Source organism: Belnapia sp. (assembly GCF_059504005.1).
In genome coordinates this window covers 1-17139 of the sequence record NZ_JCACHU010000134.1, presented here as the reverse complement: position 1 = coordinate 17139, position 17139 = coordinate 1, and the positions used below count along the sequence as shown (strand labels likewise).

The 17139-nt window shown below is 71.6% G+C and carries 19 protein-coding genes, 1 tRNA gene and 1 pseudogene; 13 read left to right on the top strand and 8 right to left on the bottom strand.

Features of this window, described 5'->3' with window-relative positions:
* The first annotated feature begins 49 nt into the window (after window positions 1–49).
* The 3 genes from AC5JJ1_RS17910 to AC5JJ1_RS17900 are packed head-to-tail and all read left to right on the top strand — an operon-like array spanning window position 50 to window position 2279.
* Complete coding sequence (locus AC5JJ1_RS17910) at window positions 50–1240, top strand: inorganic phosphate transporter (protein WP_495786469.1); 1191 nt, start codon at window positions 50–52, stop codon at window positions 1238–1240.
* Window positions 1240–1686 (top strand): inorganic phosphate transporter, encoded by a 447-nt coding sequence (locus tag AC5JJ1_RS17905; protein WP_495786468.1) that lies wholly within the window; start codon window positions 1240–1242, stop codon window positions 1684–1686. The genes AC5JJ1_RS17910 and AC5JJ1_RS17905 overlap by 1 nt, the downstream gene beginning before the upstream one ends.
* Window positions 1687–1706: 20 nt before the next feature.
* Window positions 1707–2279: a carboxymuconolactone decarboxylase family protein gene (locus tag AC5JJ1_RS17900; RefSeq protein ID WP_495786467.1), complete on the top strand. Its 573-nt coding sequence runs from the start codon at window positions 1707–1709 to the stop codon at window positions 2277–2279.
* 47 nt (window positions 2280–2326) lie between these two features.
* Here the strand turns inward: AC5JJ1_RS17900 and AC5JJ1_RS17895 are convergent.
* Window positions 2327–2399, bottom strand: a tRNA-Ile gene (locus AC5JJ1_RS17895).
* A gap of 58 nt (window positions 2400–2457) precedes the next feature.
* Between AC5JJ1_RS17895 and AC5JJ1_RS17890 the strand changes: the two genes are divergently transcribed.
* The 3 genes from AC5JJ1_RS17890 (at window position 2458) to AC5JJ1_RS17880 (ending at window position 4694) form a co-directional block, all read left to right on the top strand.
* Window positions 2458–2883 carry a CoA-binding protein gene (locus tag AC5JJ1_RS17890; RefSeq protein ID WP_495786466.1) on the top strand — a complete coding sequence of 142 codons (426 nt, stop codon included), beginning with the start codon at window positions 2458–2460 and terminating at the stop codon, window positions 2881–2883.
* Between the two features lie 105 nt (window positions 2884–2988).
* Window positions 2989–3789 (top strand): DUF2076 domain-containing protein, encoded by an 801-nt coding sequence (locus AC5JJ1_RS17885; protein WP_495786465.1) that lies wholly within the window; start codon window positions 2989–2991, stop codon window positions 3787–3789.
* 35 nt (window positions 3790–3824) lie between these two features.
* Window positions 3825–4694, top strand: coding sequence for a LysR substrate-binding domain-containing protein (locus tag AC5JJ1_RS17880; RefSeq protein WP_495786464.1), 870 nt, complete (start codon window positions 3825–3827; stop codon window positions 4692–4694).
* A 17-nt stretch (window positions 4695–4711) separates the two neighbouring features.
* Here the strand turns inward: AC5JJ1_RS17880 and AC5JJ1_RS17875 are convergent.
* Together AC5JJ1_RS17875 and AC5JJ1_RS17870 are read right to left on the bottom strand one after the other, a co-directional pair.
* Window positions 4712–5128 (bottom strand): annotated as a pseudogene (locus AC5JJ1_RS17875) (glutathionylspermidine synthase family protein); the annotation flags it as partial.
* Window positions 5128–5400 (bottom strand): hypothetical protein, encoded by a 273-nt coding sequence (locus tag AC5JJ1_RS17870; protein WP_495786463.1) that lies wholly within the window; start codon window positions 5398–5400, stop codon window positions 5128–5130. The pseudogene AC5JJ1_RS17875 and the gene AC5JJ1_RS17870, both read right to left, overlap by 1 nt.
* A gap of 128 nt (window positions 5401–5528) precedes the next feature.
* Here AC5JJ1_RS17870 and AC5JJ1_RS17865 point away from each other — a divergent pair, with 128 nt between their 5' ends.
* From AC5JJ1_RS17865 to AC5JJ1_RS17845, 5 genes are read left to right on the top strand one after another with little or no spacing between them, the layout of a single operon-like run.
* Complete coding sequence (locus tag AC5JJ1_RS17865; RefSeq protein ID WP_495786462.1) at window positions 5529–6716, top strand: MFS transporter; 1188 nt, start codon at window positions 5529–5531, stop codon at window positions 6714–6716.
* Between the two features lie 5 nt (window positions 6717–6721).
* On the top strand, window positions 6722–7348 hold the full coding sequence (locus tag AC5JJ1_RS17860) for a trimeric intracellular cation channel family protein (protein WP_495786461.1): 627 nt from the start codon (window positions 6722–6724) through the stop codon (window positions 7346–7348).
* 50 nt (window positions 7349–7398) lie between these two features.
* Window positions 7399–8361 (top strand): Bug family tripartite tricarboxylate transporter substrate binding protein, encoded by a 963-nt coding sequence (locus tag AC5JJ1_RS17855; protein ID WP_495786460.1) that lies wholly within the window; start codon window positions 7399–7401, stop codon window positions 8359–8361.
* A gap of 1 nt (window position 8362) precedes the next feature.
* Window positions 8363–9328 (top strand): Bug family tripartite tricarboxylate transporter substrate binding protein, encoded by a 966-nt coding sequence (locus tag AC5JJ1_RS17850; protein ID WP_495786459.1) that lies wholly within the window; start codon window positions 8363–8365, stop codon window positions 9326–9328.
* 27 nt (window positions 9329–9355) lie between these two features.
* On the top strand, window positions 9356–10336 hold the full coding sequence (locus tag AC5JJ1_RS17845; protein ID WP_495786458.1) for a Bug family tripartite tricarboxylate transporter substrate binding protein: 981 nt from the start codon (window positions 9356–9358) through the stop codon (window positions 10334–10336).
* A gap of 63 nt (window positions 10337–10399) precedes the next feature.
* Here the strand turns inward: AC5JJ1_RS17845 and AC5JJ1_RS17840 are convergent, their stop codons facing one another.
* From AC5JJ1_RS17840 to AC5JJ1_RS17820, 5 genes are read right to left on the bottom strand one after another with little or no spacing between them, the layout of a single operon-like run.
* Complete coding sequence (locus AC5JJ1_RS17840) at window positions 10400–11242, bottom strand: heterodisulfide reductase-related iron-sulfur binding cluster (protein WP_495786457.1); 843 nt, start codon at window positions 11240–11242, stop codon at window positions 10400–10402.
* Window positions 11233–11640: a ferredoxin family protein gene (locus tag AC5JJ1_RS17835; RefSeq protein WP_495786456.1), complete on the bottom strand. Its 408-nt coding sequence runs from the start codon at window positions 11638–11640 to the stop codon at window positions 11233–11235. The genes AC5JJ1_RS17840 and AC5JJ1_RS17835 overlap by 10 nt, the downstream gene beginning before the upstream one ends.
* A gap of 37 nt (window positions 11641–11677) precedes the next feature.
* Window positions 11678–12985 carry a dicarboxylate/amino acid:cation symporter gene (locus AC5JJ1_RS17830; RefSeq protein WP_495786455.1) on the bottom strand — a complete coding sequence of 436 codons (1308 nt, stop codon included), beginning with the start codon at window positions 12983–12985 and terminating at the stop codon, window positions 11678–11680.
* 13 nt (window positions 12986–12998) lie between these two features.
* Window positions 12999–14099: an alanine racemase gene (locus AC5JJ1_RS17825; protein WP_495786454.1), complete on the bottom strand. Its 1101-nt coding sequence runs from the start codon at window positions 14097–14099 to the stop codon at window positions 12999–13001.
* A complete protein-coding gene (locus AC5JJ1_RS17820) occupies window positions 14096–15220 on the bottom strand; it encodes a pyridoxal-phosphate dependent enzyme (protein ID WP_495786453.1) in 1125 nt (374 codons plus the stop codon). The genes AC5JJ1_RS17825 and AC5JJ1_RS17820 overlap by 4 nt, the downstream gene beginning before the upstream one ends.
* A 46-nt stretch (window positions 15221–15266) precedes the next feature.
* Between AC5JJ1_RS17820 and AC5JJ1_RS17815 the strand changes: the two genes are divergently transcribed.
* Window positions 15267–16361, top strand: coding sequence for a M20/M25/M40 family metallo-hydrolase (locus AC5JJ1_RS17815; RefSeq protein WP_495786452.1), 1095 nt, complete (start codon window positions 15267–15269; stop codon window positions 16359–16361).
* 80 nt (window positions 16362–16441) lie between these two features.
* A complete protein-coding gene (locus tag AC5JJ1_RS17810; protein ID WP_495786451.1) occupies window positions 16442–17035 on the top strand; it encodes a glycine zipper family protein in 594 nt (197 codons plus the stop codon).
* Window positions 17036–17139: the final 104 nt, after the last annotated feature.

Here is a 17139-nt window from a genome sequence, read left to right as displayed (position 1 = left end):
CGCCAGGGCCGCCGGCGTTCCATGCGCCGGACCGGCGGAGGGCGTGGAGATGGACCAGGCGGCCACCAGGGCGGCGCCGCTGCCCCGCGAGGGATCGATCTTCGACCAGAAATTCGGCGGCAGGGCGAAGCGGGGGCCGGCGTCGAAGCTGGCGACCGGGCTGTTCGCCGCAGTCGTGCTGGCCGGGCTGGCCTACGCAATCTGGCGGTTGATGACGGACCCTTCGCAATCGCATGAACAGGGCGCGCTGCCCTACCTGCTGCTCGGCGTGGCGCTGCTGATCGCGCTCGGCTTCGAATTCGTCAACGGCTTTCACGACACCGCCAATGCGGTGGCGACGGTGATCTACACCCATTCGCTCAGCCCCAACGTGGCGGTGGTCTGGTCAGGGATGTTCAACTTCCTCGGCGTGCTGACCTCCTCGGGCGCGGTGGCCTTCAGCGTCATCTCGCTGTTGCCGGTGGAGCTGATCCTGCAGGTCTCGAGCCAGGCGGGCTTCGCCATGGTCTTCGCCCTGCTGATCGCGGCCATCATCTGGAACCTCGGCACCTGGGCGCTCGGCCTGCCGGCCTCCTCCTCGCATACGCTGATCGGCTCGATCATCGGCGTCGGCGTCGGCGTCGCCAACAGCCTGATGCACGGCCAGAGCGGCACGGCCGGGGTGGATTGGGGCCAGGCGACGCAGATCGGCTATGCGCTGCTGCTCTCGCCGCTGGTCGGCTTCTGCTGCGCCGCCGGCATGTACCTGCTGCTGCAGCTGCTCGTCCGCTGGCCGGAGCTCTATGCCGAGCCCGAGGGCAGCAAGCCGCCGCCGCGCTGGATCCGCGGGCTGCTTATCTTCACCTGCACCGGCGTCTCCTTCGCGCATAGCTCGAATGACGGGCAGAAGGGCATAGGGCTCATCATGCTGATCCTGGTGGGCACGGTGCCGACGGTCTATGCGCTCAACCGCACCGCGGACGCGCCGCATGCGCAGCATTTCGTCGAGGCTGCGGCGGGGCTGGATGCGGCGCTCGCCGCGCATGGCGGCCGGGCGCCGGTGGAGGGCGACCCGCGCCTTGCCGTCACTGCCTATGTGCGGGACAAGGCCCTGCAGCCGGAGACGGTGCCGGCGCTGCGCCAGCTTTCGGCCGGCATCGCCGGGCAGGTCCACGGCTATGGCGAGCTGCGCGCCCTGCCGGACGAGGCGGTGCCGAATGTCCGCAACCACATGTACCTCGCCGGCGAGGCGCTCGGCTGATGGCGAAGCAGAAGGACCCTGCCTTCGCCCCGCAGGAGGCGCAGGACGTCGCGGCCTTCCACGGCCTGCTCGACCGGGCGACGCGCTTCATCCCGGACTGGGTAAAGGTCGCTGTCGCCATTACGCTCGGCCTCGGGACCATGGTCGGGTGGAAGCGCATCGTCGTCACCGTCGGCGAGAAGATCGGCAAGACGCATATCAGCTACGGCCAGGGCGCCTCGGCCGAGCTGATGGCGATGGGGACCATCGCGGCCGCCGATCTTTACGGCCTTCCGGTGAGCAACACGCATGTGCTCTCCTCCGGCGTCGCGGGCACCATGGCGGCGAGCGGGGCGGGGCTGCAGATCGCCACGCTGCGCAACCTGCTGCTGGCTTGGGTGCTGACCCTGCCGGCGGCGATCTGCCTCTCGGCGGCGCTGTTCTGGGTGTTCCTACACATTTTGTGAGACCTGCCGAGGAGTGTCCGATGCGCCTTCCCCTGATCAAGCCCGATGCGTTGAGCGAGGAGCAGAAACCGCTCTATGCCGACATGCGCGCCGGCATCGAGGGTCACTTCAAGGGTTTCGCCACCATCGACGGCGAGGGCGCGCTGCTTGGCCCGTGGAATCCCTGGCTGCACCAGCCGAAATTCGGCGGGCCGATCTGGGAGCTGACCAAGGCGATGTCCTTCTCGCCGGGCCTGCCGAAGCCGGTGCGGGAGATCGCCATCCTCGTCACCGGCGCGCATTTCCACTCGGCCTACGAAATCTATGCGCATGTCATCGCCGCCGAGCAGCGCGGCCTCCCCGACGACACCTTGGCGACCATCGTCGCCGGCCAGCGGCCGGGCGACCTGCCGCGCGACCAGGCGATCGCCTATGACATCGCCTCGGCGCTGGTGAGTGGCGGGGTGCTGCCGGCGCTGAGCTACCGGCAGGCGGCCGAGGCCTTCGGCGAGCAGGGCGCGGCGGAGCTGATCTACCTGGTCGGGCTCTACTGCATGGTCTCGGTCACGCTGAACGGCTTCGACGTGCCGGTGCCGGAGGCGGAGCGGGGATAGCGGACCGGGGCGCTGCGGGGGCGCGGGCGACCATGGCGGGTGCGCGATGGGCCCGGCAGGACTCGAACCTGCAACCAAACCGTTATGAGCGGTCCGCTCTGACCATTGAGCTACAGGCCCTCGCCCGCCGAGGAATGCCGGGCGGCGCGGCGGAAGGCAAGCACCGGAGACGACATCCATGAGCGACGCGGAGATCCGCGACATCCTCCTGACTACGAGGCGCATCGCCGTGGTCGGCGCCTCGGCCCGGCCGGAGCGGCCGAGCCACGGCGTCGCCGGCTTCCTGGTGGCACGCGGCTACCAGGTGACGCCGGTCAATCCCGGCCTCGCCGGCGGGGTTCTGCACGGGGCGGCCGTGGCCCCGAGCCTCGAGGCCGCGGGGCCGCTCGACATGGTCGACGTCTTCCGCCGCAGCGAGGAGGCGGGGGCGGTGGTGGACGAGGCCATCCGCCTCGGTGCCCGCAGCGTCTGGCTCCAGCTTGGCGTGCGCGATGACGCGGCCGGGGAGCGGGCGCGGGCGGCCGGGCTGCGCTTCGTGCAGGATCGCTGCCCGGTGATCGAATGGCGGCGGCTTGGCCTGCCAGGACGCATCGCTGCCGCTTGAAACGGTTCGGGTGCCGGGCCACTTCGCCGGCATGGTCGCGAAGGCCGGACCAGCCCGGGAACAGGGCGGCGGCCGCCGGGACGAGGCCAGGGAGACACGAGGACCATGAACGACGACGAACGCCGGATCATTAGCCAGTTCGTGGAGCGGATTGCCGGCGCAGCGCCGGCCGCCGCCCCCGCGCCGGGGCCTTGGGGCGGCAGCAGTGTGCCGGCGACCCAGTCGCGGCCGAACCTGCCGCCGGTCGACCGCGAGGCGGATGCGCTGATCGCCGACCTCTTCGCCCGCTATCCGGAGGCGCGCTACCGCATCACCCAGACCGCCTTCGTGCAGGAGGCGGCGCTGGTGGAGACGCAAAACCGCATCCGCCAGCTGGAATGGGAGGTGCAAAATGCCCGCGCCCAGACCCAGGCGGCGCAGCAGCCGCGCAGCGGCGGGCTGTTCGGCGGCATGTTCGGCGGGGGTGGCGCCAGCCGGCAGCCGCCGCAGATGACCCCTCCCCCGCAGCCGGTCTATCCGCCGGGCTACAACCCGGGGATGCTGCAGCCGCAGCGCGGGGGGTCCGGCTTCCTCGGCACGGCGCTGACCACGGCGGCGGGTGTCGCCGGCGGCATGGTGGTCGGCAACATGCTGATGAACGCCTTCTCCGGCCATGGCGGCGCGGCGGCCTCCACCGCCTCCGACTTGACCGGCGGCGGCGGGGCCTTCGGGCAGGAGGCGGTGCCGGCTTCCTCGCCCTGGACCGATCCGGGCGCGGCCGCGGCCGACCAGGGCTGGGGCGGCGGCGGCCAGGACTATGCCGCCACCCAGGACGCGACCGGCGGCGGCTACGACACGGATACGAGCAATTACGACACCGGCGGCGGCATGGACGATGCCGGCGGCGACTACGACGAGGACGTCTGATTGATGCCGCGCATGGGCTGAGGGATGCTCGGCCCATGCGCATCCCCGATCTCGACCTCGACCTGCTCCGCTGCTTCGTCGCCGTGGCGGAGCGCGGCGGCTTCACCGCGGCCGGGGCGGCGCTCGGCCTCACCCAGTCGGCCGTCAGCCTGAAGGTGAAGCGGCTGGAGGAGGTGGTGGGGCGCCGCGTGCTGGAGCGCACCAGCCGCAGCGTCGTCCTGACGCGGGACGGCGAGACGCTGCTCGCCTATGCGCGGCGCATCCTGGCGCTGAACGACGAGGCGGTGCGGCGGATGGTGGCGCCGCCGGTGGCCGGGCGGCTCAGGCTCGGCGTCGCCGATCATTTCGTGCCGCGCAACCTGGCGCCGCTGCTGGCGCGCTTCGCCCGGACCTATCCGGAGGTGGCCCTCGAGGTGGAGGTCGGGCGCAGCCATGAGCTGCGGGCGGCGCAGGAGCGGGGCGCGCTCGACCTGGTGCTCGGCAAGCGGCGGGACGGCGAGACGGAGGGCCGGCCGATCTGGACCGAGGCCGTGGTCTGGGTCGCGGCGCCGGACTGGGTGGCGCCGGCGGGGCGCCCCTTGCCGCTGGCGATGCTTCCCCCCGGCTGCATGTTCCGCGACCGGGCGCTGGCGGCGCTGGCCCGGGCGGGGATGGGCTTCGAGGTGGTCTATGTCTCGGCCAGCCTGCTCGGCGTCGCGGCCGCGGCGCAGGCGGGCTTCGCGCTGAGCGTGCTCGGCCGAAGCGGGATGCCGCCCGGCCTCGTCGAGGTGCCGGGCCTGCCGGCGCTGGGGACGGCGGAGATGTGCGTCTTCGGCGATGCGGCGGGGCAGAACCCGCTGGCCGAGCCGCTGATGCGGTTCATCCGGGAGAGCCTGGAAGGGCCTGGGTTCGCCGCGGCGGCTTGAAGCTGGGGCGTGCAAGTGTACCCCATCATTTGCAGCCGTTCCCACTGCACCACCGCGGCCTCGAAGAGGGCGGTCGGGGTGTCGGCATTGTATTCGAGGAGCTTGGGCGGGCCGGTGCCGTCCCAGCGGAGGTCCATGCGGCCGTAGAGGCTCGGCTCGCCGCGCAGCCAGGAGCGCTTGGCGAGCGCCCAGGCGGCATCGGTGAGGCCAAGCGCGCGGCCGGTATCCTCCCGCACCAGATGCGCGCAGGCGAGGCGGGTGAGGCGCTCGAGCTCGGCCGTCGCCGCCTCCAGCGCATCGATCTCGGCGGCGGTGAAGGCATAGCGGGCGGTCTCGTCCCAGTAGGCCTCGCCCTCGATCTCGGCAAAGGCGAAGCCCATGCTGCGGGCGCGCTCCAGCCGGTCCGGGCGGGGCGCCTGCTCCAGCCGGCGCATCAGCTGCCGCCCCCGCCGGAGCTGCCGAAGCCGCCGCGGGCGCTGGCGGTGGTCGTGGTGGCCGAGCTGCCGCTACCGCTGCTGCGCCATGAGGAAGACGACGAGGAGGAGGAACCGCCGCTGCGGGAGCTGCTGCCGCAAAGCTCCTCGGCATTGGGCAGGCCCTGGGTGCGGGCCTCGCGGCATTCCGCGGAGGTGGTGCCGTACCGGGTGAGGCCGAAGGCGATGCCTCCCCCCAGCAGGACGAGCCCGATGCCAGTTGCACGCCGCATGACGGGAGGCTAACCCGGAGGGGCCGGACATCGCCAGCGCCGACCGGAACGGCGCTGCATCATTGGATCGGGGCCCGCCCATGACCCGCCAGCCTGAACCTGAAGCCGGCGCCGCCGGCGGTCGAGACATGCGCATCGTCGCGCTGATCGGCACCGGGCATTTCCTGTCGCATTTCTACATGCTCTGCCTGCCGCCGCTCTTCCTGCAGTGGCGGGCCGAGTTCGGCGTCTCCTATGCCATGCTCGGCCTCTCGGTCGCGCTGATGAGCGCGACGACCGCGGTGCTGCAGACGCCGGTCGGCTTCTGGGTGGATCGCTGGGGGGCGCGGCCCTTCCTGGTCGGTGGGACGCTGCTGATGGCGCTCTCGGTCTCCGCTATGGCCTTCGCGCCGGCCTTCTGGATGATCCTGCCGCTGGCCGTGCTGTCCGGCATCGGCAACAGCGTCATCCATCCGGCCGACTACGCGATCCTGACGGGCAGCGTGAACAAGTCCTTCATGGGACGGGCTTTCGCGCTGCACACCTTCACCGGCAACCTTGGCTTCGCCCTCGCTCCGCCGGTCATCGCCCTGCTGCTCGGGGTGACGAGCTGGCGCGGGGCGTTGCTGACGGTCGGACTCCTTGGCATCCCGGTGGTGGCGGCCATCCTGCTGCAGAGCGGCGTGCTGCGCGACCAGGCGAAGCCGGCCAAGGCCGAGGAGGCGCTGTCCAGCCGCGCGGTGCTGCTGTCGCGGCCGATGCTGCTCTTCTTTGCCTTCTTCCTGCTCTCCTCCATGGCCGGCTCCGGCGTGCAGGCCTGGCTGGTGACGGTGCTCGGCAAGCTCTGGGGGACGCCGGTGCTCGTCGCCTCCGGCGCGCTCACCGGCTACATGGTCGGCGCTACCTGCGGCACGCTGGCCGGTGGCTGGATCGCCGACACCTCGAAGCGCAACCTGCTCGGCATGGTGACGGTGCTGACCCTGGGCGCCATGGCGCTGCTGCTCTCGCTTGGCTTGGTGCCGATGCCGGAGGCGCTGCTGCCGGCGGTCGCCGTCCTGGCGGGGCTGGCGCTCGGCACCTCCCGCACCCCGCGGGACGTGATGCTGAAGGATGCCTGCCCGCCCGGGCAGATCGGCAAGGTCTTCGGCTTCGTCTCGGCCGGGCTGCCGCTCGGCTCCGCCATCACCCCGGTGCCGATGGGGATGCTGATCGACCTCGGCCATCCCGGGCTGGTGTTGCCGGTCGTCGCCGGGCTGCTCGGCCTGTCGCTGCTCTGCGCGGGCGGCGTGAAGGAGAGCGCGGCGGCGGCGCGGGCCGAGGCGGTGCCGGCGGAATAGCCGCCATGGGCGGCTTCGAGACCCTGCTGCACTGGCTGGATCTTGCCGGGGTCGCGGTCTTCGCCGCCTCGGGGGCGCTGGTCGCCTCCCGCAAGCAGATGGATGTGGTGGGCTTCGTACTCATTGCCGCCGTCACCGGCTTCGGCGGCGGCACGGTGCGGGACCTGCTGATGGGCCGCACCCCGGTCTTCTGGCTGCGCGACCCGACGCAGCTCGCCATCGCCAGCGCCGTAGCGGTGCTGATCTTCTTCACCGCGCATCGCGTCGAGAACCGCTTCCGCGCCTTCCTCTGGGCGGATGCGGTGGGGCTTGCCCTGTTTGCCGTCCTCGGGGCGGAGATCGCGCTGATCGGCGGGATCAAGCCCTGGGCCGCGGTGCTGTTCGGCGTCGCCACCGCCACCTTCGGCGGGATGCTGCGGGATGTGGTCTGCAACGAGATCCCGCTGCTGCTGCGGAAGGAGATCTATGCCCTGGCCGCCCTCGCGGGTGCTGCCGCCTTCGTCCTGCTGCGGATGAACGGGGTCTGGCGCGATACGGCGCTGCTGGCCGGGATGGCGCTCGGCTTCGCCATCCGCGCCGCTGCCATCGCCCGCGGCTGGTCGCTGCCCGCCTATGCGGCAAGGCGGGATTGAAGCGGCGGCGAAGCTCCGCCACTCTGCCTCCAAAAGATGGAGGTCACGTCATGTATCGCCGGAGCCTGCCCGCCCTGGGTGCCGCCCTGCTCGCCGCGCCCGCCCTGGCGCAACAGGCCTATCCGGACCGGCCGATCCGCTTCATCGTCCCCTTCCCGCCCGGCGGCGCCACCGACATCTGGTCCCGCCTCATCGCCGAGGCGATGGGCGCCACGCTCGGCCAGCCGGTCGTCATCGAGAACCGCAGCGGGGCGGGCGGCATGCTCGGCGCCGAATACGTGGCGAAGGGGGCGACCGATGGCTACACGCTGCTCTTTACCATCAGCCCGCTGATCCAGTCGCCGGTGGTGTTCCGTCGCTGGCCCTATCAGCCGCTCGAGGATTTCGCGCCGATCGGCAAGGTGGGCACGACGCCCCTGCCCTTCTGCATCCGCCCCGAGATCCCGGCGAAGACGCTTGCCGAATTCGTCGCCTATGCGCGCGGGAAGGACCTCGCCTTCGGCTCCTATGCCAGCGGCTCCTCGGGCCATGCCTTCGCGCAGCTCTTCTCCGACGTGGAGAAGCTCGGGATGACGCATATCGCCTATCGCGGCGAGGCGCCGATGCTGACCGACATCCTCGGCGGGCGCATCCAGTGCGGCTTCCACAGCATGACGGCGGCGGGGGACTATATCCGCTCCGGCCGCCTGCGGCCCCTGGCGACGCTCGGGCGGCGGCGCATCCCCTCCGTGCCGGAGCTGCCGAATTTCGTGGAGCTCGGCTATCCGGAGGCCTTCGGCATGGCCGGCTTCATCGGCCTTTTCGCCCCGGCGCGGATCCCGGCGCCGATCCATGCGCAGCTGACGGAGAGCTTTGCCGGCGCCATGCGCAACGAGGCCGTGCTGCGCCGCCTGATGGAGATGGACACCATCCCCGGCTACCTGCCGCCCGCCGAGTTCAAGGCGGAGATGACCGTGCAGCTCCAACAATGGACGGAGCTCGCGACCTCCATGAACCTCACCGTGGATGGCTGAGATGATCCAGCGACGCACCCTTGCAGGCCTGCTGGCCCTGCCCGCCATTGCCCGTGCCCAGGGCAGCTATCCCGACCGCCCGATCCGCTTCATCGTCCCATTCCCGCCCGGCGGCGGGACGGATACCTGGGCGCGCATCGCCGCCGAGGGCATGCAGCCGGAGCTCGGCCAGACCATCCTCATCGAGAACCGTGGCGGCGGCGGCGGGCTGATCGGCACCGAGGCCGCGGCCAAGGCGCCGGCGGACGGCTACACGCTGCTCTTCACCATCACCACCCATGTGCAGACGCCGGTGGTGATGCGGCGCTTCCCCTATGACCCGGTGGCGGATTTCGCGCCGATCGGCCGGCTCGGCACCACCTCCATCCTGTTCTGCGTCGGGCCGAAGGTGCCGGCCGAGGTCCGGACCATGGCGCAGTTCGTCGCCTGGGGGCGCGGGCGGGACCTCTCGCTCGGCTCCTATGCGCCGGGCAGCACGGGCCATGCCTTCGCGCTGATGTTGGCGGAAGAGGCGAAGCTCGAGATGACGCATGTCTCCTATCGCGGCGAGACGCCGATGCTGCAGGACATGCTGGGGGGGAGCATCCATGGCGGCTTCCACAGCATGGCGGCGGCGGGGGAGATGATGAAGGCCGGGCGCATCCGGGCCTTGGCCGCGAGCGGGGACCGCCGCGTCCCGTCCATGCCTGATGTGCCGAACCTCAGGGAGTTGGGCTTCTCCGACCGGTTCAGCTTCAGCGGCTTCTCCGGCCTGCTGGCCCCGGCGCGGACGCCGCAGCCGGCGCTCGACCGGCTGATGGAGGCCTTCCGGGTCGCGGCGATGAAGCCGGAGACGCAGCAGCGGCTGCTGGCGATCGACACCATCCCGAGCTACCAGGACCCGGCTGCCTTCCGGGCACAGATCGCGCGCAACCTGCGCGAATGGACCGAAATCTCGGAGCGGCTGAACCTCAGCATCGAAGGCTGAGGCGCCGCCTCCCAAGGGAGGGACGCCATGACAGCAAAGATCGGACGGCGCGGCGTGCTGGGCGGGATGGCCGCGGCACTGGCGGGCGGTGCTGCGGCGCAGGAGGCCTGGCCGGCGCGGCCGGTGCGCATCATCGTGCCCTTCCCCGCCGGGGGCACGACGGACCTGTTGGCCCGCCTCTATGCCCAGCGGCTGACGGAGACGCTCGGCCAGTCCGTGGTCATCGAGAACCGCGGCGGCGGGGGCGGCTCGATCGGCGCGGATGTGGTGGCGAAGTCGGCGCCCGATGGCCATACGCTGCTCTTCCACAACCTGACCTTTTGCACGACGACGGCGGCGCTGGAATTCGCTGGCCGCGCGCCGCACCGGATCGAGCAGGATTTCGCGCCGATCTCCATGGGCGCCAACGTGCCGATGATGCTGCTGGTGAACCCCTCGGTGCCGGCGCGCGACCTCCGCGAGTTCGTCGCGGTGGCGAAGGAGCGGGGCAACCTGTTCTACGGCTCGACCGGGCCCGGCAGCACCATCAACCTGGTGGGCGAGGTGCTGAAGCGGGATGCGGGGATTCGCATGGACCACATCCCCTTCCGCGGCGCCGCGCCGCTGGTGCAGGACATGTTGGCGGGTCGGATCCAGTTCGGCGGCGACCAGCTCTCCTCCTCGCTGGCCAATATCAAGGCGGGGGCGCTGCGCTCGGTCGCAACCCTCGCCGCGCAGCGCGCGACCGCCCTGCCGGATGTGCCGACGGCGCGGGAGCAGGGCTATCCGAGCATCGAGCTGCTCGGCTGGAACGGGTTCTTCGCCCCGGCGGCGACGCCGGCCCCGATCCTGGCGCGGCTGCAGCAGGAGATCGCGGCGGCGGCGCGGCACCCCGAGGTGGCGCGGCGGATCGCCGAGCTGGGAGCCGAGCCGGGCGGCAATTCGGCGGAGGAATTCGGCGCGGCGGTGCGGGCGCAGCTCGCCCAGGTGCGGCCGCTGGTGGCGGAGCTGCGGATGCAGGTGGAGTAGCCAGAGCATGATCGCCGAAGGCTAGAACGGCCGGAGGCGTGAATCATGCGACAAGACAAAAGTCTAGATCGGCGGCGACTTGCGCAGCTCCGGCTCCACCAGGCGGGCGAAGGGCACCTCGCCCGCCGCCTCGACCAGCGCCTCGCCGAGGGCGGCGCGCGGGTCGGCGGCGTTGCGCATTGCCTTGTAGCCATCCTCCGCCTCCCAACCGGCGCTCCAGGCGAGGAGGTGGATCCAGTTCACCACGCGGACCGGATGGTTCTGCTCCAGCCCGACGCATTCGCGGTGGCAGGAATGGAAGATGGTGCAGAGCGTACTGGCGCCCGTCTCCGCCATGGCGGCGAGCGTCGCTCGCTGGGCATCGGCGAGCGCGCCCGGCACCGCGGCGAGCGAGGAGCACATATGGCCGGGCACGCGGCAGGGGTGCTCGACGAGCTCGAGGCCCGGGATGAGGCGGAGCAGGTCCGGCACAAGCGCGTTGATCGGCACCCGGCCGTCGAAGCCGAGATGGGCATGCAGCAGCACCCGCGCCGGCACGAGGCGGCGCAGCAGCGGGCGCAGCGCCTCGCGCCGCGCATGCAGCACCTCCGTCACATGCACGGTCTCGAAATTGGTCGGCGTCACCGGCGCCATGCTGTCCTGCATGTTCATGTGGCACGAGGGGCACCAGGTGACGACGGTGCCGCGGCCAGTGGCGTTGAAGCCCTGGATGGTGCGCCGGGCCATGCCCTCGTTGATGCGGGCATTGGCATCCTTCGGGCTGCCGCAGCAGGAAGCCGGGCCGCCCGTCGGCGCCGCCTCGACGCCGACCGCCTCCAGCAGCCGGGCCGTCGCGCGGATGACCTCGGCATGGCGGGTCATGTTGCAGCCATACCAGAAGATGGCCTTCTCGCCGCCTACAGCCATTCGCGCTGCTCCTCCTCGGTCAGGGTGAGGCGGGCGAAGGCCTTCACCTTGGGCGAGAACTGGGTGTCCTCCTTCACCGCGATCAGCGGCGGGTCGCCGAGCGCGCCCTTGGCCCGCCAGGTGGCGAGGCGGAGCATGAAAGCAGGGTCGATCCCCTCGCGGCAGGCCGGGGTGCAGACGCCGCTGCGGGTGCAGGCGGCGATCCAGGCGCGGGCCTCCGGCGTGCCGGGGCCGGCGAGGAGCACGTCGCGCGTCCCGGCAGCGACGGCTTCAGGCCCGGCCTCCGCGACGCCCGGGGCATAGGGCGTCATCGGGCAGGCGCGGACGCAGTCGCCGCAGGCGGTGCAGAGGGCGGCGAGGCGGGCGCTCTCGCGGCGGATATGGTCGGCGAGGCTCATGGGGCGAAGCCTCGCCCGCGCTGGCCCGCACCGCAAGCTATTCCGCCGGGGCGCGGACCGGCGCCGCATCGTCCAGCGCATGGGTGCCGGGGCCGCGGGCCAGCTCGGCGCTGAGGCGGGCGGTGTCCAGCTCGCCCTCCCAGCGGCTGACGGCGACGCAGGCGACGCCATTGCCGACCAGGTTGGTGAGCGCCCGGCACTCGCTCATGAACTTGTCGATGCCGACCAGCACGGCGAGCGCCGTGATCGGGATGTCGGGGATGACCGAGAGCGTCGCGGCCAGCGTCACGAAGCCCGCCCCGGTCACGCCCGAGGCGCCCTTCGAGGTCAGCATGGCGACGAGCAGGATGGTCAGCTCCTGCCCCAGGGTCAGATGCGTGTTCGTCGCATAGGCGAGGAACATCGTCGACAGCGTCATGTAGATGTTGGTGCCGTCGAGGTTGAAGCTGTAGCCGAGCGGCACGGTCAGCCCGACAACATTGGGCGAGCAGCCGAGGCGCCGGAGCTTCTGCATGATCTGCGGCAGCACGCTCTCGCTGCTCGAGGTGCCGAGGACGATCAGCAGCTCCTCGCGGATATAGGCGATGAAGCGGATGATGGAGAAGCCGCAGAAGCGGGCGATGCTGCCGAGCACCAGCAGCACGAAGAGGATGGAGGTGAGGTAGAAGGTCGCCACCAGCTCGCCGAGCCGGATCAACGAGCCGAAGCCATAGGCGCCGATGGTGAAGGCCATGGCGCCGAAGGCGCCGATGGGCGCCGCCCGCACCACGATCTTGACCACGCCGAAGAAGATGGCGCTGAGGCCGTCGACGGCATGGCTCGCCGCATCGCGCGCCCGCTCCGGCAGGGCGTTGATGGCGAAGCCGGTCAGCACGGCGAGGAACAGCACCTGCAGCAGGTCGCCGCCGGCGAAGGCCCCGATGAAGGTGTCGGGGATGATGTGCATGAAGTGGTCGGTCACGCTGTCCGACTGCGCGCGCTGGGCGTAGCCCTGCACCGCCTTGGCGTCGAGCTGGCTCGGATCGATGTTGAAGCCCGCGCCGGTCTGGAAGACCTTGGCGACGATCAGCCCGATGGCGAGGGCGAAGGTCGAGACCACCTCGAAATAGACCAGCGCCTTGACGCCGACGCGGCCGATGCGCCCGGCATCCTTCACGCTGGCGATGCCGTGGACCACGGTGAGGAAAACCACCGGGGCGATCACCATCTTGATCAGCTTGATGAAGCCGTCGCCGAGCGGCTTCAGCGCCGCGCCGGTCTCCGGCCAGATCGCGCCGAGGGCGACGCCGAGGACGATGGCGATCAGCACCTGGACGTAGAGCAGGGACAGCCAGCGTCTCGCCATCTCGCGGTTCCTCCTACCAGCCGTTCACCCGGTCCCAGACGGCGACGACCCGGTCATCGCCGTCCACGACGTGGTAGCGGTCATGCGCTGCGGCGGTGAGGCAGCAATGGTTGGGCGCCACCCGCAGCCGCGTGCCGAGGGGCAACGCAGGCAGCGGCGCCTCGTTGCGGACCTCGCCATGCTCCTGATAGGCGCGGGCGATGACGGCCTCGCCGAGGCTCGGCCGGCCGAGCCGGTCCAGCACAAGGCCGAAGCCGTAGTCGCGCGGCGCCGCCTGCGTGCTGCGGTCCTTGGAGAGGGCCAGCGCCCCGGCATCCAGCAGCAGCGTGTTGCGCGCCTCGCTGCGGCCGATGACGGAGGCGAGGACGGTGAGCGCGATGTCCTCGACCGCATGGGTGCCGAGCTGGGCCTGGAACAGGTCGCCGAACATGTAGACGCCGGCGCGGACATCGGTGACGCCGTCCATCCGCCTGGCATGCAGCGCCGTCGGCGAGGAGCCGAGGGAGACGATCGGGACCGGCAGGCCGGCGGCGCGCAGCCGCTCGGCGGCGGTGGTGATGCAGAGGCGCTCCGCCTCCGCCACCTCCGCCATCTCCTCGGGACTGCGGCCGTTGTAGCTGTGGCCGGAATGGCTGAGCACGCCGGCGAGGCGGGGGCCGAGGGCGGCGCCGATCGCCTCGAGCAGCGGGTCCTCGGGCGCGATGCCGCCGCGGCCCTCGCCGACATCCACCTCGATCAGCGCCTCGACGGGGCCGGAGTGGAGGGCGATGGCGCGGGCCACCTCGAGGTCGTCGGTGATGACCTTCACCGCGGCGCCCGCCTCGTTCAGCGCGGCGACGGCGTCGAGCTTCGCCGGCACGATGCCGACGGCATAGATCTGGTCGCGCCAGCCGGCCTCGGCGAAGTAGCGCGCCTCGGCCAGCGTGCTGACGGTGACCGGGCCGAAATCCGGCGAGGCGAGGCGGGCGACCTCGCGGCTCTTCGCCGTCTTGAGGTGGGGGCGCAGCACCAGGCCGGGGTGGCGGGCGACGGCGGCCTGCATGGCGGCGAGGTTCCGCTTCAGCAGGCCAAGGTCGAGGACGAGGCAGGGGGTCGGCAGGTCGTCGAGGGTCACAGGGCCATTCCCATCAGCTCGGCGATGCGGGGCGTCGCCTTCAGCCCGGTGCCGGTCAGCACGAGGACCGTCCGCTCCTCCGGCCGGATCGTGCCGGTGCCGAGCAGCTTGGCGAAGGCGGCCGCTGCCTGGGCGCAGGTCGGCTCCACATAGATGCCGTTCCGGGCGAGGTCGAGCGTCGCGGCGCCGATCGCCGCCTCGCTCAGCATCACCGCCCCGCCCTGGGTCTGGCGCAGCACGCCGATGCATTCCGGCAGCCGGAGCGGCTGGGCGATGGCCGTCCCTTCGGCGATGGTCGGCCGCGCCGGCTCCGGCTCGAGGTCGAGGAAGGCGCGGGCGATCGGGGCGCAATGCGCCGGTTGCGCTGCGAAGATGCGCGGCAAACGGGCGATGCCCCCGGCCCGAAGCAGCTCGCCGAAGCCGATGGCGCAGCCGAGCACGTTGGAGCCGGCGCCGCAGGGGATGATGACGTTGTCGGGCGCCTGGAAGCCGAGATCCTCCCAGAGCTCATAGGCCAGCGTCTTGGTGCCCTGAAGGAAATAGGGGTGCCAGTTGTGGCTGGCGTAGAAAATGTTGGCCGCCTCGCGCAGCGCGGCATCGGCGCAGTCCTGCCGCGTGCCGGGGACCAGCTCGATCTCAGCGCCCGAGGCGCGGCTCTGCACCGTCTTCGCTGGCGATGTGCCCGCGGGGACCATGATCTTGGCCCGCATCCCGCCGGCGGCGGCATAGGCGGCGATGGCGGCGCCGCCATTGCCGCTGCTGTCCTCCAGCACCGCCTGCACGCCCTCGGCGCGGAGCAGGGAGAGCATCACCGAGGCGCCGCGGTCCTTGAAGCTGCCGGTCGGCATGAACCACTCGCATTTCAGCAGCGCTGTCGCCCCGCCGATGCTGCGGGGGACGAGGGGGGTGCAGCCCTCGCCCATGGTGATGGGCTCGCCCGCGAGCGGCGGCAGGGCGGCGCGGTAGCGCCAGAGGCTGCGGGTGCTGCGGTCCACCTGGTCGCGGCCGATGCCGGGCAGGTCGGTGAGCAGCAGCGGCTCCCCGTTGTCGCCGCACCAACGGGGGGCGCCGAGCGGCCAGGTGCGGCCAGTGCGCGGATCGAGATAGGCAAGGGATTCCATGGGCGGAGACTTGCCCTTTCGCCCGCCGGCGGCAAGGCTTGGCGGCATGGACAGCCTACACCGCCTCGCCGCCGACCTCGTCGCCATCGACAGCCGGTCCTCGGTCTCGAATCTTGCCATCTCCGAACGGATCGAGGCGGAGCTGGCCGGGTTCGAGGTCGAGCGGCTCGACTACACCGATGCGGCGGGGGTGGCGAAGCGGGCGCTGGTCGCGCATCGCGGGCCGCCGGGCGGCCTCGCCCTCTCCGGCCACATGGACACGGTGCCGGAAACGGGCTGGACGGAGGATCCCTGGGCGCCGCGGATTGAGGGCGGGGTGCTGCACGGGCTCGGCAGCGTCGACATGAAGGGCGCCGTCGCGGCCTGCATCCTCGCCGCGCGGTCGGTGCCCGCGGATGTGCCGGCGACGCTGCTTATAACCACGGATGAGGAGACCACCAAGGCCGGGGCGCGGGCGGCGGCAGGAAGCCGGCTGGCGCGCTCGCTCGGCGTTCAGGGGATCATCGTCGCGGAGCCGACGGGGCTCGTGCCGGTGCGGGGGCACCGCTCCTCGGCCAACATCATCGCCCGCGCCCATGGGGTGCAGGCGCACTCGTCCGGGGCGGCGGGGCGGAACGCCAACTGGGCGCTGATCCCCTTCCTCGCCGAGATGCGGGCGATGCATCTGCGGCTGAGGGAGGATCCGGCCTTGCGGGACCCGGCCTATGACCCGCCCTTCACCGACTTCAACCTGGTCATCGACAACCACGGCACGGCGGTGAACGTGACGGTGCCGCTTGCCACCTGCCGCATCAAGTTCCGCGCCAGCCGAAGCCTCGACAGGGAGCCGATCCTGGCCGAGATCCGCGCGGCGGCGGCGCGGGCCGGGGTGGAGCTCGCCATCGCCGCCGAGGGGCCGCCGCCGGAGCTCGCCGAGGACCATCCGCTGGTGCGGCAGGCGGTGCGGCTCGCCGGCCAGCCGGCGCGCACTGCGGCCTTCGGGACGGATGCCTCGGAGCTGCAGGCCCTCGCCCCCTGCATGGTGCTCGGCCCGGGCGACATCGGCATGGCGCATACGCCGCGGGAATGCGTGGAGCTGGCGGCGCTGGAGGCGGCGGTGCCGCTCTTCGCCCGCCTTCTGACGGAGGGCTTAACACACTGACATGTAACGATAGGGGCGCAATTCGGCGGACGGCTGCCTATATTATCGGAGGTGGTCCATTCCAAAGAAGACGAGCCAAGATGAGCCCCGCACGCACCAGCCTCGCGCTGATCCTCCCGCTCTCCCTCGCCGCCTGCGCCGTCGCGCCGCCGAGCGGACCGAGCCTCTATGCCATGCCAGCCAAGGGCAAGGACTTGGCCCAGTTCCAGAACGAGGATGTGGGCTGCCGCAACTATGCGCAGTCCTCGATCGGCATCACGCCAGGCCAGGCGGCGAACCAGTCGGCGGTCGGCAGCGCCGCGGTCGGCACCGCGCTCGGTGCCGCGGCGGGGGCGCTGATCGGCTCGGCCGGCGGGGCGGCAGGAGCGGGCGCCGCGATCGGCGCCGGGGCCGGGCTGCTCACCGGCTCGGCGGTCGGCGCCAACAATGCCCAGGCCTCGTCCGGCAGCCTGCAGGGGCGCTACGACGTGGCCTATGCGCAGTGCATGACCAGCGCCGGCAACACCGTGCAGGCGCCGCCGCCGGCCATCGTATCCTATCCGGTGCCGGCCTATGGCTATGCGGCGCCCTATGCCTACTCGGCCTATCCCTATTACTGGGGGCCGAGCGTCTCCTTCGGCTTCTATGGCGGGCGCGGCTATTACCGCCGGCCCTGGGGCTATCGCCGCTGGTAGCCGCCTAGGGTTTGTGACTGAACCTTGCGATGCGCAGGTTGATCATGGTGTGGCGGCGAGATGGGCGAAGCCCACCCAACTGCGGTGGGTTTTGTCGCGCCTGA